We start from the raw sequence: 13,926 nt of genomic DNA on the forward strand, positions 1-13,926 counted from the left end.
CCTACTAAGTAGTGGTATCTCCATCATGAAGGCATACAGAATGCTGGTCACTCTTGCTTCAGAGCAATATTTTTAAGGTTTGTGGTTGGATACTGAAATTGACTCAACGTTAGAAGAAGTATCAAATTTTACATTTACCAAGACCGACTCTCGTTCAAAGGTGACATCGTCAAAATCTGTCGCTGCGATTTTAAATCCATTTTTAGCAAATAAGCTTGTGACGACCGTGCGTTGTTTTTGTTCCATAGCGTGTGTTAGTAGCTCGTCCATAATTTTCTCCATTGCTGAACACTGTACATAATGTAAAGGTATAGACTCTTTGTTATGAGATCAATTGCTTAAATAATAGTTTGAATTTATGGATTCTGTTTAATTATTTTCGATATTTAATTCACTGATGATCTTCTTGTATTAACAATGTGTAGCTTATGGTTTAGATAAATTGATGTGAAATTGGTCAAGTTTTTTGGAGCGCCGCTGTTTCCTGTAGAAAACTGATTGAAATAAATAGTAACAAAGTAGTGGGCGCTGTTGCGTAATACTCTCAATTTAATTGTTCTATCTTGGGTTGATATTTAAGCTGAGGTATTCGGTTTGGATGTATTGGAACTCATGGAACTCATAATTGTTCATGGATATACATTTTCTAATGTTATAAATGTTACTAATTTCATATCCTTGCTTTTTATATTCTCTTGATTTATAAAATAAGCATTCACCGATAAATTCATGATTATATTAGTTTTTACTAACCTTTAATAACATGGAGAAAGGCGATGAATAAGAACCCAACACGCAATAGGTTAGCGAATTTATTGAGGCTGCGTAGAGCATACAAGGCATCTGACTTTCTAGTGAGCTCTGATGAACTTCGAGTCAAGAAGGATGTTTACAGCTTACGTAAAATCAAACAGCTAGAAATTCGTCAATTGGGCATCAAAGAAAACGCAATCAACGTCATTTCATTGGCCTTGATGCTATCTGCAGCAACTTGGGCGTTCGTACCTCAGTTTGGGTTACCTATGCTCGCTCTGACCTTTATTTTGGCTTTTGTTTCGTGGCGAAAATACGAGCTTCGTGCAGAGTTTAAAGGGTCAGACGAAACTGGTGACCACTGGGTATCTGTAGCTCGAGGCTGCACTCGTGAAGAGTTTAAGGTCTTAAAAAGTGTCGAAGTGAATTTGCGAGAACAAGTTGTAAGCTAAGTGCGCTCTGCAGTTAGCATAGTTCAACCCTAAACAAGGCTCGCCATCATTGGCGAGCTTTTTACTTTCTGAAGGGCTTAACCTCCTCTGCGATGAATAACCAAAACTCATCACTCGGGGTTATTTGGACTGAGTAACAGGACAAGGAAAGCGAATGGACATAACGATAAGACCAGCAATGCCGAGCGAATTGGCTGCTATTTATGCTTTGGTTATCTCAAACGATGAGTGGACTAAGTTTAATGGCCCTTATTTTTCGTATTCTCATCCGTCATTAGAAAGCTTTGAAGCGAATTCGTTTAAACGACTGCTTGAGGGCGATGACCTACAGCTAGTGGTTGACGACGGTGTACCTGTCGGAACCGTGAGTTGCTACTGGGAGTGTGAAGAGACACGTTGGCTTGAAGCTGGCGTAGTCATTTATAACTCTGATTATTGGGGGAAGGGGATTGCAGCATTAGCACTTTCGCTCTGGATTACTTACTTATTCGAAAACAAACAAATTGAGCGTGTTGGGCTAACTACTTGGTCAGGTAACCCGCGCATGATGTCTCTCGCTTTGAAGCTAGGTTTCCAGCAAGAGGCGAGGCTGAGAAAGGTGCGATATTACCAAGGCGAGTATTATGACTCGGTGAAGTATGGGGTGCTGCGCAGCGAGTGGATGGAGAGAGGATAGCGACAAATTTCTTTTTTGTTTGATGATTCCTTATCAACTCAGTGGTAACACCCTGATCTAAAAAGTGAGAGTGAGCGTACTTCTACTCGGATTTTAAAGGATGAGTAGACAATGAAATTATCTAAAGAGAATGAATCAAGAATTATTGAAATGGCGTGGGAAGACCGAACGCCATTTGAGGCAATAGAACACCAATTTGGTTTAAATGAATCACAGGTGATTCGTTTTATGCGAAGCCATATGAAGCCGGGTAGCTTCAAATTGTGGCGCGCTCGCGTCGCGGGGCGTGCGACAAAACATGTAAAACTTCGTAGCTCTGAAGTGTCGAGAGGTTATTGCCCAACACAATATAAGCGGCAGTAGGTTTTCTACCGACCATTTACCTCTTTCTATCAGTGGCTATCGAACTAAATAGGGAGATTGAGATTGAATAGTTTGATTGGATTAGCGATAGGCTTTTTGTGTGTGATGCCTATCGCCACCTTATTGCATGAATTGGGTCATGCAATCCCTCAGCTCATTACGGGTCACAAAGTCGAGGTGACCCTCGGGAATAGCGAAAAGGCCAAGGTTGTTCAAATTGGTAATCTGACACTTTCAATTTCAAGCTTTTCAATGAATGTTGGCTTTGCCTCAATAACTCAACAGGGCAGTAAATCCTTACAAGCATGGTCTCTAGTTATGGGGCCGCTTACCTCATTACTCCTGTGTCTATCGTTGTATTTTATTAATAGCAATCAACTCCCTTACATCGCTTCTTACGTCATTAATTTTGGTGTCTATTTTTCATTGGCTCAGTTTGTGATGACAGCATTGCCTATCTATTACCCTAGTGCGTTTGGTGCCTATAAAGGGATGCCTAGTGACGGTAGGCAACTACTGGAACTTTATGACGTAGTAAAGCGTCGAGAGTAGGGGTCTAAATTGATTGGTTGAATCTTATGGCTTGGCATTTTTTAGATCCAAATGTGGACTGTAATTCTGAATTAAAAGACACTTATCACATCATGTCCGAGCGCACTGATTTTTTGAATCAAGTGACGCAAAACCGTCAGTGCGTACGATATCATTAATGAAGCTTGAGTAAATTGGGTAGAGACGAATGGAATATTTATTGGTTCTTCTTCACGTTGCGTTAATCTGGATGCTGGCAGTCGCAACGCCCGGCGCGAATGTGCTGTTAACGATTAACACAGCGCTGCACTACAACCGCAAGCTAGCAAAATACTCTGCTTTTGGAGTTAGTACGTCCATATTGTTATGGTCACTGTTTGGATGCACTGGCTTGGTCATTTTGCTATCCCATTTCCCGGCACTGTTTAATGTTATGAAGATCGTTGGTGGCAGTTATTTGTTGTATTTGGGTATGCGCCAGATCCTTTCAACACGAAAAGCCAAACAGCTAGATGAAGGCTTGACTACTAGTGAAGTGATGCTGCCTTCAAGTAGAAAAGTCTTTATGTCTGCGTTTATCACTAGCATTTTAAACCCTAAAACGGGTTTCTTTGTCGTGAGTTTGTTTAGTGTCTCTATACCTGAAAATATTACCATCCCGATGGTCATCGCCATTATGCTGACTATGTCCAGTATTACTTTATGCTGGCATATGTTTTTGGCGACAGCCTTTTCACATCGAGCAGCGAAAAGTGTTTATGCACGTATCTCAAGTATCATGGATTATGTAACCGGCGGCTTGTTTACACTGTTTGGTATTAAAGTCATGGCGTCTTAATGTGTGTTATCTGCTCATATCAATACTGTATCAAAGTGTTTTTCATAGGTTTTAGAGTTCATGATTGAATGTAAGAAGTTTATTTTTGATGTCGATGCAACACTGGTTGATACCCAAGTGGTTATCGACAATATTTGGAAAAAATGGTGCAAGACTGTTGGTGTTCGTTTTGAAACCATGAATGAGTATATCCACGGGCGAAAAATCGAAGAGACACTGAGCTGTATTGGCATGGAATTCTCTAATGTCACAGAGGTCAATAAAGTCAAAACTATTGCGACCCAAGAGATGAAGCGCGCCAAGGCTATACCAAATTCTCATGATTTTTTATCAAAATTAGGCCCGGATTGCTGGTCAATCGCAACGAGTGGACCTAGAGCGGTCGCAACAACAAGCTTGGAAGCCTCCGGTTTTACGTTGCCAAAGGTCATGATTTGTGCCGAAGATGTGGTACGAGGTAAGCCAGCACCGGATCCTTTCCTTAAAGCCGCAGAAGCTTTGGGCGCAAAACCAGAAGATTGCGTTGCAGTTGAAGATTCACCATCTGGCGTACTATCGGCCAAGAAGGCAGGATGTTTCACGATCGCTCTATTAACCAGCCATACCAGAGAAGAATTAAAATCAGCAGATTTGATCGTAAATGGTTTTGATGAGCTCAAACTTACCTGCAGTCCGATTGGAACCTATCAGGTTCATCGTGCTTATTAGAAAGATCTTTTAATTTTATCGTAAGAGGAATAGATAACAATGAAACTAGTGTCGCCCTCCAAAGAATTTGAGTCCGCTTTTAAGTTGTATTACCAAGACTTCTTGGAGCACGACATCGATAACTCTGATTATTACAAAGACGGTGTTCTTGATTTTTCTCGTTATATTGAATGCTTAAATGATGAGGCTAGAGGCGTTAACTTACCCGACGGTTATGTGCCATGTAATCATTATTGGTTGGTAAATGATGGAGGAGAGATACTCGGCGCCATTCGTGTTCGTCATCGCATCGATAATGAGTTTCTGTCACTTGAAGCGGGGCACATTGGCTACGATATTGCTCCCTCAAAGAGAGGTTCTGGCTACGGTAAGGCAATGCTCAAATTCGCTGTTCCAAAAGCGAGCTCTCTGGGTATTAAACAAGCTTTGATTACCGCGGACGAAGACAATATAGCTTCACGAAAAGTCATTGAGGCAAATGGCGGTAAGTTTGAAAAAATAATTTTCGGTAAAGTTTTTCCTGGCCCAGTTGCCCGTTATTGGCTTGACTGCCAGTAACGCAGTGCAGTTTAGGCGACAGATAAAAAGGAATGTTGATGTTCAAAATAGAGACGGCCAGATTGGTTCTGAGGGACATGACGTTTGAGGATCAAAGCGAGTTTGTGGCCATGTCACAGGACGCCAAATATCTGCGTTTCTATGATGAAACTGATTGTGAGCCTAGTAAGTACCATCAACTCACCCAATTGTTTGTTGAACAGGCTAAGGAAGATCCCCGTCAGTCCTATCAATTAGCTGTTGAAAGTAAAGAGTCAGGGAAGTTTGTCGGAACCGTGTGTTTACGCCTTGAAGAGAACCTGCAAGCTTCAATGGGTTGCGCTTTTGCGAGAGAAATTCAGGGGAAAGGGCTACCCATAGAAGCGGCCAAAGCTCTGGCTGGTTTTGGGTTTTCAGAGTTGGGTGTTCATCGAATTTATGCGGAAACCATTGGTGAGAATCTAGCGGCGATAAGGCTGTGCAAGTCACTCGGGATGAGACAAGAAGCTTGCTTTAAAGAGCACCGATTCTTCAAAAATAAGTGGTGGGATACCGTTGTATTAGCGATGCTTCGCTCAGAGTGGGAAGGTGAGAGTAATGGAAAGTGAACGACTTAAATTAACGCCTCCTTCATTAATCCATACTGATGAAATGTTTAACGTTGTTCAGGAATGTATGGCTGAGCTGTCCGAATTCCTGCCTTGGGTTTCTGAATCCTTAACTCGGCAAAAACTTGAACTCAATACTCAAGAGGCCGCCAATAATTTCACTAATTTTATGGGGGAGTTTTGGTTCAATATTATTGAAAAGAACACTGAGGCGTTCATCGGAGCCATTGGTTTTATTGTCCGAGACGACTCTATACCTTGTTTTGAAATAGGTTATTGGTTACGAACTTCTAAAACTGGTTTTGGTTATGTGAGCGAGGCCATTCATCTCGTCGAAGAGTTTGCCTTCCTTAATAAAGGGGCAAAGCGGGTTGAAATAAAAATGGCAGCAACGAATTTGAAAAGTCAGGCAGTGGCGAAGCGATGTGGCTACCAGCAAGAAGCATGTTTAGCTAATGCTCGGCGTTTACCTTCTGGAGAGTTAGATAGCACGCTGGTTTATGCCAAAACGTGCTTATCTTAATTTCTGGGATGGTTGAATCTTGATGTGTGGGATTTTCTAAGTTTATTTGTAAGTACTAACATGTTGAGCTTTAGACTTGAACTTAGTTGTTTGGTTCGTCATCTACCGTGACATCGCCATTCATAGAGTTGTAGTAAATAGATATCCCCGGTACGACTCGATAATGATAACGGCATTGGTCGGTGTAGATGTATTCAGCGATGTAGTCAGTATCATTCGGTGAGTTGAAGCTAGAAACGCTCGGTGGATCAAGCTGGATAGCTCCCCATACCGAAATACAGTCTTCCGGATTGTCCAACCTTGGAAAATCCTCTGCGTAAGGCCATTGCTGTACTGGGTATCCCCATTCATTGAAGTCAAGTTGGCCAGTGGCGGAGTCATCATAGATAGGGATATTCGTAGATGGACCGCTACCGTTTAAGGTCAAATTTTTTGAATAGGCAAGATCGACACCTGCTTTGAACGCTGCGCCAGTACCCTTCACGGCTGCAATGTGCGAATCTGTACTGATATTCAGGAACCTGGGCGCTGTCGTAACGGCGATTATTCCAATAATCACAATAACGACAACAAGCTCTATAATCGTAAAACCGTTCTTTTTCATTATGCCCCCTTTTTTAAATAGCAAGTATGTAACATAAATTACTGTTATTAAAGGAGATCTATACATTTCAGAGGTGGATTTATAAACCAAAAATGAATGTTGTGATTTGCATAGCTTTATTTTGTAAAACTCAATAGAGTAATCACTTAAGAGCTGGATATCTCAATCCAATATTGAATTTAGATAGATAAGGATTTTGTTGTGGTGAATATGGTCGAAACGGTAAAGCAGTATCTTTCAGAAGTGGGTTATCCGAAAGTGGATATCAAAACAGCTCTGGTTCGTTCCATTTCTGCTCAGGTTTTTAAGACTCTTGAAGACAAAGATATTTCTCATGTTTTGCCTCTGTGTACTCAATTATTGGAACAAAGAGATTGGGCGCTAGGAGTTATCGCGTACGATTGGGCTTTTAGAGTAAGAAAACAATATTCAAGAGACACGTTTCCTGTTTTTGAGCGTTGGTTAAAAGAGTTCGTCACAGACTGGAACGATTGTGACGACTTTTGTACTCATGCTTTTGGGGAGTTACTGTCTCAATACAATGACTTGTTCGATCTCACAACAAAATGGGTCGAGCATTCGAATTTTGCTGTACGCAGGGCCGCTGCGGTCATCTTAATTTATCCGATTAATAAGAATCGATACGCGGCGTTGGAACCGTTTCTCGTGGTGGATCTATTGCTCGAAGATGAGCATGAGTTAGTACAGAAAGGCTATGGTTGGATGCTTAAAGTACTCAGTCAAAAAGAGCCTCAACAGGTCATTGGTTATTTGAATGCTAAGCATGCCGCAATACCAAGAGTGGCTTTTCGTTACGCGATTGAAAAGCTGGATAATGAAATTAAGCGAGAGCTAATGTCGCTTTGATTAGCGTTGTTTGAAGCCGAATAATAACCACAGCACCCTAACGTAAACCGCATTTAGTTATGTAGCGATTTTTGTAGCATTTTTTGTTTTTTGGAGAAGTTTGAAATGAGTGTCACTATCAGTTTGGCCCAAATTCCTGTCGTAAGAGGCAATTGGAAAGAAAACCGAAAGCAACATTTAAAAATGATAGAGCAATCGTCAAATTACAATGCGGATGTGGTTGTTTTCCCTGAGCTATCACTAACCGGCTATGAGCTTGATTTAGCCGAAGAACTTGCATTGTCTCTTGAGCCATCAAATTTTGAAGAACTCTCCCGAGCTTCGGTTCAAAGTGAGATTATTGTTGTGGCTGGTTGTCCCCTGCGAGTTCCAGGCTTATCCCATCCCACCATAGGTGCTGTTGTTTGCTTTCCTGATGGTGGGGTTGAGTTCTACTCTAAACAGCACCTGCATGATGGTGAAGGTGAATACTGCTCCACTGGCGATGTTGACTATGTATTTAATGTCAAGGGGCATAAAATCGCGCTAGCAGTATGTGCTGACTTCATAGAGGCAGATCACTCCCGACGAGCCAAACATCTGGGTGCTGATATCTATTTAGCAAGCGCTTTAATCTCCGAGAATGGCTTTGTCCCGGATTCTAAAATCTTATCTGGAATTGCGTCGGAACACGGTATACCAGTATTACTGAGTAACCATATCTCTATGACGGGAGGTTGGGAAACGTGTGGCAAGAGCTCGGTTTGGAGTTCGCAAGGAGAGCTCGTGATCAGTGCAAACTCCAAAGAGAGTGGCATTGTTCTATGTACTATCTCGGGCTGTGAAACGGATCTTAATCTAACTGGAAAGTGGCATGCTGAATCAATCTAGAGGTCTCGACAAAGACGGGTTCATAGAAAACCTATACTCTCCTAGGAATATCGATCCCGAATTCCAAGAGGTTGTAAGTGCCGTTGTTGATTCGTTGTTAAGCGACCTTCCGAATCAAATTGATGGTATCTATCTATATGGAAGTGTTCCGAGAGGTACGGCGGTTGTTGGTCGCTCGGATTTGGATGTTTCTATCGTACTCAATACACCTATTGGCAAAAAAGAGAAGCGAGTATTTCAACGCCTGTCTGACTGTATTCCCAAAGCATATCCCCAAGTCAGTAAGCTTGATATTGACTCTGGCTTTCTTTCGGAAGTGCTGCAACCACAAGAAAAATTCCATTGGCAGTTTTGGCTCAAGCACTGTTGCTGTTGTATTTGGGGTAATGATTTATCTATTGGTTTTTCACGTTACAAACCTAGTCGTGAAATAGCCCAAGCGCTTAATGGTGACTTGTCTACTTTTCTGGAGCAAATGAGTCCAGCCTTTAAAACAATGACTGATGCGGATGCCGCTAAAGTGATTGGCAAGAAGTTAGTGCGGGCGGCGTACTACTTTGTCGCTGAGAAAGATGCAAGTTGGCACATCAACCTGAGCCAGTGTACTACAGTAGCTAAGCGTTATTATCCAGAACAAAGTGACGATATTGAGTTAGCACATCAATACGCTCTCGGGCAATTAACCTCTAAAGTTGAAGCCTTGGAATTGTATGAAAGACTGAGCAAGAACTTGTCGTGAGTGTTAGTGAGCCTGCAAATCGGTGGGGTAAATCATTGGCATATGCATGCCACTTGGCATTTTTTATAAATCATAGTTAGTTGAATGTATTAAAAAATGATGTGTTGTAGGGTCTCTGCTGTATTGCCAATAGAGACTAAGGAACAAGAATGTACGCCAATAAGTATTCTAATTTCTGGAGACGATTCTTTGCTATCTGGATAGATTCAATCGTATTTTTACCTTTGGAGTGGATAGACGATTATGTGCTTTCTGGCGTGATTAGCTCGGGTGGTGTTTTTGCTTGGGGAGTAGTGAATTCACTGATTGGTATCGTTTACTACGTTGGCATGCATGCTAAGTTTGGGCAAACGATCGGGAAAATGGTCACTCGAGTGAAAGTAGTGGATGTATCTGAAAGTCGAAACCTAACCCTTAAACAGTCTTGTATGAGAGATATTGTCCCAATCATGCTTATCCCCTTTAGCCTCTATGCTTACACGCAACTGTCTTTCTACGGACAAACTTGGGAAAGTTTAGAGCAAGGCCGTGCCTTTATGTTTGTCGGCTACGCAATGATTGGTTGGGTTCTTTTAGAGTTCATTTCCATGCTATTTAATCACAAACGCAGAGCGATTCATGATTTCATCGCAGGCTCTGTTGTCTTAAAGAAAGTCTAATTATCTAAACTTTGGCCTAAGGAAAAATCGATGAATGTCCATGAGTGTGTCTCTTTTATCTTGCTCAATGAATCACAAGTGTTGTTAGAGAAGCGCAGCGATTCTAAGGACACCGACCCCGGCTTAATAACAATACCTGGTGGACATATAGAGCTGGGTGAAAATCAAATTCAAGCATTGTTTCGAGAGCTTAACGAAGAGCTAAACGTTATTCCAACTGAATACACATTCTTATGTTCGCTCTATCACCCTACAAAAGAGTTACAGCTTATTCATTACTTTGTGGTAACCCAATGGCAAGGTGAAATCACAGCACAAGAAGCAGACAGCATCGCGTGGTATCCACTGAATTCGGCGCCCGTCGGTATCAGTGCTGATGAAGTCGCTTTGAAAGAAGTGGAGCGAGTGGGGATGTTTCTCAAAAATATAGATACTTGCCTGTTTCCAATTTAGTTTTATCGTTACCTGCGCGGCAATCTTGGGCTTTATCTTATATTTACCTTTTCATCAGCTATTGACCTAAGACAACTCGGGATTACTTCTTTATATAGGATTGTTATGTTATAACGTTCGATTGATTCCGGTTTTTAGGTAAAAGAAATGTCGTCAATTCCAGTCACTATTTTGCATGGTTTTCTCGGGGCAGGGAAAACTACGTTTTTACGCAACATTCTCCAACAAACCGAGTATTCCGGTGATGAACTGTCCGTTATTGTAAATGATATGAGTGAGCTAGATGTCGATGGCGTGCTTATCTTAAATACGGATGCGGTGAGTGAAGATCAGGGCAACTTTGTCACGATCAGTGGCGATAGTATCAGTAGCCCGACTGGTGTACAGAAACTTGACAAAGCGCTTAAAAAACTCTGTGCAGAAAACTCACCAGAATGGATTGTGATTGAAACGTCGGGTAGTAGCCATCCTTTACCTTTGGTCGAGTATTTCAAAAACAGCGTACAATTAGCACTCAAAGACGTGATTACTTTAGTCGATGCGACTTGGCTGCGAGATGATTTTCAACAAGGAGCTACGTTAATCCCTAAGTGGCAGGAAAATGTTCAGCGAGGTATTAGGGGGGTAGAAAACTTGTTGGTTGAGCAAATCATGTTTTCAAATCGTGTCATGCTAACTAAAACAGATAAGGTGGATGACAATACTGTTCGCAACATTGCGCAGGCGATTCATCCTCTCAATGTGTACGCCGAGATAATTAAAACGTCTTGGGGAAATTTGGATATTCGCACGTTGAAAGGTAAGAAAGATTATAACTTCGTACTAGTTGAACAGTTAATCACAGAACTTCGAGAGGCTGTGAATGAACCGTTGAATTTATCTGATAAAGACGAACAAAGTCTTGTTGCAAAAGTGCTCAAAGGTGATCGCCCATTTCATCCAGCTCGTTTATGGAATATCTGCCAACAGTACTTAACGAAAGGCGTATTTCGTAGCAAAGGATTCTTTTGGTTCCCAACTCGAGACGATGTTTCACTTCTTTGGAGCCAAGCGCACGGTAATATAGGCCTTGAAATCACAGGCTTTTGGCGCGCTTCGGTAATCGAAGATGAATCGCAAAACTATACAGAGGAGCATCGTCAAATCTTACAAGATAAGATAGACAGTGTTGAAAGCCGCTTTGGTGATCGTCGCTGTCGTCTTACGGTGATTGGGCAAGAAGATGAAGTCGATGCCTTTATCGATGCACTGGAAAGCTGCTTTTTGACTGATGCCGAATTGGATCAGTGGCAGCAAGGGGAGACGTTTGAAGATCCTTGGCCAAAGAAAATTGCTAAGCTAAACCAGAAGAGAACACTTTAAGTAGACTAGTGAATAACACGTCGTTGCGTTGTTACATTTCGGCTTGCTCCAATAAAGGTATCACTGAGTGACCCCATAAAATGTGAAAGCCTCCTAAGTAACGGGAGGCTTTTTGATTTAAGCTATTTACTCTTCCCACTCAGGGAAAGGGTCTTCCAGAGACAACCAATAGTTGCGCCCTTGCTTCACCTCATCTTCTGTCAGCAAACATTCGTTGAGACGGGCAATCAATTTCTCTTGTTCTAATCCCTGACCAATAAACACCAATTCTTGTCGCATATCGCCATAGGGTTCTTGCCAAATGTTTGTGATGGCATCAAGGGAGTCTTGATCCGTCGGCCAATCCTCTTTCGGAATTGATTTCCAAAACATGCCTGCGGCGCCATAACGTGCGATACCGCCTGCTTGGCTCCATTGGCCGACAAAATCCGGCCTCGTCGCCAACCAAAAGTAGCCTTTAGAACGAATCAGTTTGCCGTAGTCTTCTGCGTTGTGGAGGAAATCATAAAACTTCTCTGGGTGGAACGGGCGCCTTGCATGATATATAAAGCTGGAAATACCATATTCTTCGGTTTCAGGTATATGTTCGCCACGCATTTCTTTCAACCAACCTGGGGCTTGTTGTGCCTTTTCAAAACTAAAGCTCTGCGTGTCGAGTACCGCATCAAGTTCCACTTCACCATTCGAGATAGGAATAATAGTGGCTGAGGTATTGAGTGTTTTAAGAATCGCTAAAAGCCTTTCGATTTCTGATTTTTCAGCTAGGTCGGTTTTACTTATCAAGATGACGTCTGCGAACTCTACTTGATCAACGAGCAAGTCGGCGACGCTGCGTTCATCGTCTTCACCTAACGACTCTGGCGTATCTGATAAGAACTTAGCTTCATCGTAATCTCGTAGGAAGTTGATGGAATCAACAACTGTTACCATGGTGTCTAAACGGGCAACGTCTGACAGCGAAAGCCCATTTTCATCGGCAAAAGTAAAAGTCTCTGCAACCGGGAGTGGCTCAGCGATACCAGTGGACTCAATAACTAGATAATCGAATCTTCCTTCTTGAGCGAGCTTGGTGACTTCTTCAAGTAGATCCTCACGCAGGGTACAACAGATACAGCCGTTACTCATTTCAACCAACTTTTCTTCACTGTGGTTGAGCGAAACTTCATTCTGAACGGTCGCTGCATCGATGTTGATTTCACTCATGTCGTTGACGATGACCGCAACTTTTCTGCCTTGTCTGTTGTTAAGAATATGACTTAAAACTGTTGTTTTTCCTGCGCCTAGAAAGCCAGATAAAACCGTAACAGGGAGTTTTTGGGTGTTCATGCTTATGCTCTTTTAGTGTAATGTTATATTATAACAATAAGTATGATCGGTGATCTTGACTCATGCATCAAGGAGTTTGTTACTCTGTCGAGCTCTGCACTTTATTGGCAATTTCATTCTCTTTTAAATTGCGAGGTTCAGATGCACTAAAAGTCACCGTGCTCTTATCTCGGTGTGGAGGTTCTATGAATGAAGACAAAAAACATGTCATGACAGAGCAAGAAATTCTTGCAGCGCCTGAGGCGGATTATATGAATGACGCTCAGCTCGCTTTTTTTGAGAAACGATTAATCGAGCTTTATGAATCGACATGTGAACATATTGAACGTGCGAAAAGCGAGGTGATTACACCAATGGAATTCAGTGACGAAAGTGACAGGGCATCCAGTGAGGAGCAATCTGCAATTGCACTCAGAATAATAGATAGAGAGCAAAAACTGTTACCTAAAATTCAGCAATCTTTGGCTCGTTTGCGTGAAGGTGAGTATGGCTACTGCTTATCTTCTGGAGAACCTATAGGCATTCCAAGGCTACTGGCACGGCCGACTGCTGAATACAGTACAGAAGTGAAAACTCAAATGGAGTCGAAAGAGCATTGGTACAAGCACTGAAGATCCATTTAAATTAATTAGGGAAAAGTGGTTTTAGGGTTTTGTGTAGTACAACCAAGTGCAGAGGCTTTTAGATCACAAAAAGGAGAAATCTTATAATAGTAGGTGGCGGTACGAGGGGGGCATGGAGGCATATAGAGTGACTAATTGACCATGTGAGCACGTTCTATTGTCACAGTAGTGATCTTCAGTGCTTTACCCATTTGCCGCCTAAGGCTATGAAAAATTGGTAATATTACTCGACTTTTCAACCCCCAAAAACGGTGAAACCCCGATGTTGGTAGTAACCTTAGCTGTATGGTATTGATTTATATACATTGTATACATTTAGAGCTGGTGGTTAAGCTCTAATTGGCCTAAAGAACGGTTAAAAAAGCCAATGAAATAGTCAAATAAATCAATAGATTAGAAGCTTGGTACTACTGTATTAGTCCACCCTAAAGTAG

General features: G+C 42.0%; 19 protein-coding genes. 16 read left to right on the plus strand and 3 right to left on the minus strand.

Annotated elements, in window-relative coordinates; genetic code table 11:
* Positions 1-72: 72 nt before the first annotated feature.
* Complete coding sequence (locus A3712_RS04090; protein WP_063522402.1) at positions 73-270, minus strand: hypothetical protein; 198 nt, start codon at positions 268-270, stop codon at positions 73-75.
* A 506-nt stretch (positions 271-776) separates the two neighbouring features.
* On the opposite strand from A3712_RS04090, the gene A3712_RS04095 reads away from it, so the two are divergent.
* The 9 genes from A3712_RS04095 (at position 777) to A3712_RS04135 (ending at position 5,989) form a co-directional block, all read left to right on the plus strand.
* A complete protein-coding gene (locus A3712_RS04095) occupies positions 777-1,205 on the plus strand; it encodes a hypothetical protein (RefSeq protein ID WP_063522403.1) in 429 nt (142 codons plus the stop codon).
* A gap of 154 nt (positions 1,206-1,359) precedes the next feature.
* Positions 1,360-1,881, plus strand: a complete 522-nt coding sequence (locus tag A3712_RS04100) for a GNAT family N-acetyltransferase (protein ID WP_063522404.1) — start codon at positions 1,360-1,362, stop codon at positions 1,879-1,881.
* Between the two features lie 111 nt (positions 1,882-1,992).
* Complete coding sequence (locus tag A3712_RS04105; RefSeq protein WP_063522405.1) at positions 1,993-2,244, plus strand: TIGR03643 family protein; 252 nt, start codon at positions 1,993-1,995, stop codon at positions 2,242-2,244.
* 63 nt (positions 2,245-2,307) lie between these two features.
* A complete protein-coding gene (locus tag A3712_RS04110) occupies positions 2,308-2,796 on the plus strand; it encodes a hypothetical protein (protein ID WP_082856170.1) in 489 nt (162 codons plus the stop codon).
* Between the two features lie 187 nt (positions 2,797-2,983).
* The gene (locus A3712_RS04115) at positions 2,984-3,613 is read left to right on the plus strand and encodes a LysE family transporter (protein WP_063522406.1); all 630 of its coding nucleotides are present in this window, start codon (positions 2,984-2,986) and stop codon (positions 3,611-3,613) included.
* A gap of 60 nt (positions 3,614-3,673) precedes the next feature.
* On the plus strand, positions 3,674-4,321 hold the full coding sequence (locus A3712_RS04120) for an HAD-IA family hydrolase (protein WP_063522407.1): 648 nt from the start codon (positions 3,674-3,676) through the stop codon (positions 4,319-4,321).
* Between the two features lie 39 nt (positions 4,322-4,360).
* Positions 4,361-4,879, plus strand: a complete 519-nt coding sequence (locus A3712_RS04125) for a GNAT family N-acetyltransferase (protein WP_063522408.1) — start codon at positions 4,361-4,363, stop codon at positions 4,877-4,879.
* A 38-nt stretch (positions 4,880-4,917) separates the two neighbouring features.
* Entirely contained in the window at positions 4,918-5,466 is a 549-nt protein-coding gene (locus A3712_RS04130) for a GNAT family N-acetyltransferase (RefSeq protein ID WP_063522409.1), read from the plus strand.
* On the plus strand, positions 5,456-5,989 hold the full coding sequence (locus A3712_RS04135; RefSeq protein ID WP_063522410.1) for a GNAT family N-acetyltransferase: 534 nt from the start codon (positions 5,456-5,458) through the stop codon (positions 5,987-5,989). The genes A3712_RS04130 and A3712_RS04135 overlap by 11 nt, the downstream gene beginning before the upstream one ends.
* 82 nt (positions 5,990-6,071) lie before the next feature.
* On the opposite strand, the gene A3712_RS04140 is transcribed toward A3712_RS04135, so the two are convergent.
* Positions 6,072-6,593: a prepilin-type N-terminal cleavage/methylation domain-containing protein gene (locus A3712_RS04140; protein WP_063522411.1), complete on the minus strand. Its 522-nt coding sequence runs from the start codon at positions 6,591-6,593 to the stop codon at positions 6,072-6,074.
* A 204-nt stretch (positions 6,594-6,797) separates the two neighbouring features.
* Between A3712_RS04140 and A3712_RS04145 the strand changes: the two genes are divergently transcribed.
* The 6 genes from A3712_RS04145 to A3712_RS04170 all read left to right on the plus strand — a co-directional run bounded on the left by A3712_RS04145 (position 6,798) and on the right by A3712_RS04170 (position 11,543).
* Positions 6,798-7,460, plus strand: a complete 663-nt coding sequence (locus A3712_RS04145) for a DNA alkylation repair protein (RefSeq protein WP_063522535.1) — start codon at positions 6,798-6,800, stop codon at positions 7,458-7,460.
* Between the two features lie 105 nt (positions 7,461-7,565).
* On the plus strand, positions 7,566-8,330 hold the full coding sequence (locus A3712_RS04150; RefSeq protein ID WP_063522412.1) for a carbon-nitrogen hydrolase family protein: 765 nt from the start codon (positions 7,566-7,568) through the stop codon (positions 8,328-8,330).
* Positions 8,314-9,069: a nucleotidyltransferase domain-containing protein gene (locus A3712_RS04155; protein WP_063522413.1), complete on the plus strand. Its 756-nt coding sequence runs from the start codon at positions 8,314-8,316 to the stop codon at positions 9,067-9,069. Before A3712_RS04150 ends, A3712_RS04155 begins: the two co-directional genes overlap by 17 nt.
* 149 nt (positions 9,070-9,218) lie before the next feature.
* Entirely contained in the window at positions 9,219-9,728 is a 510-nt protein-coding gene (locus tag A3712_RS04160; RefSeq protein WP_063522414.1) for an RDD family protein, read from the plus strand.
* 30 nt (positions 9,729-9,758) lie between these two features.
* A complete protein-coding gene (locus A3712_RS04165) occupies positions 9,759-10,181 on the plus strand; it encodes an NUDIX hydrolase (RefSeq protein WP_063522415.1) in 423 nt (140 codons plus the stop codon).
* A 147-nt stretch (positions 10,182-10,328) separates the two neighbouring features.
* The gene (locus A3712_RS04170) at positions 10,329-11,543 is read left to right on the plus strand and encodes a CobW family GTP-binding protein (RefSeq protein ID WP_063522416.1); all 1,215 of its coding nucleotides are present in this window, start codon (positions 10,329-10,331) and stop codon (positions 11,541-11,543) included.
* 126 nt (positions 11,544-11,669) lie between these two features.
* Here A3712_RS04170 and zigA read toward each other — a convergent pair whose 3' ends face one another.
* Positions 11,670-12,869, minus strand: a complete 1,200-nt coding sequence (gene zigA, locus A3712_RS04175; RefSeq protein ID WP_063522417.1) for a zinc metallochaperone GTPase ZigA — start codon at positions 12,867-12,869, stop codon at positions 11,670-11,672.
* Between the two features lie 185 nt (positions 12,870-13,054).
* Between zigA and A3712_RS04180 the strand changes: the two genes are divergently transcribed.
* The gene (locus A3712_RS04180; RefSeq protein WP_063522418.1) at positions 13,055-13,480 is read left to right on the plus strand and encodes a TraR/DksA C4-type zinc finger protein; all 426 of its coding nucleotides are present in this window, start codon (positions 13,055-13,057) and stop codon (positions 13,478-13,480) included.
* Positions 13,481-13,926 lie beyond the last annotated feature (446 nt).

It is taken from the genome of Vibrio sp. HI00D65, assembly GCF_001635455.1.
Lineage (GTDB): Bacteria > Pseudomonadota > Gammaproteobacteria > Enterobacterales > Vibrionaceae > Vibrio.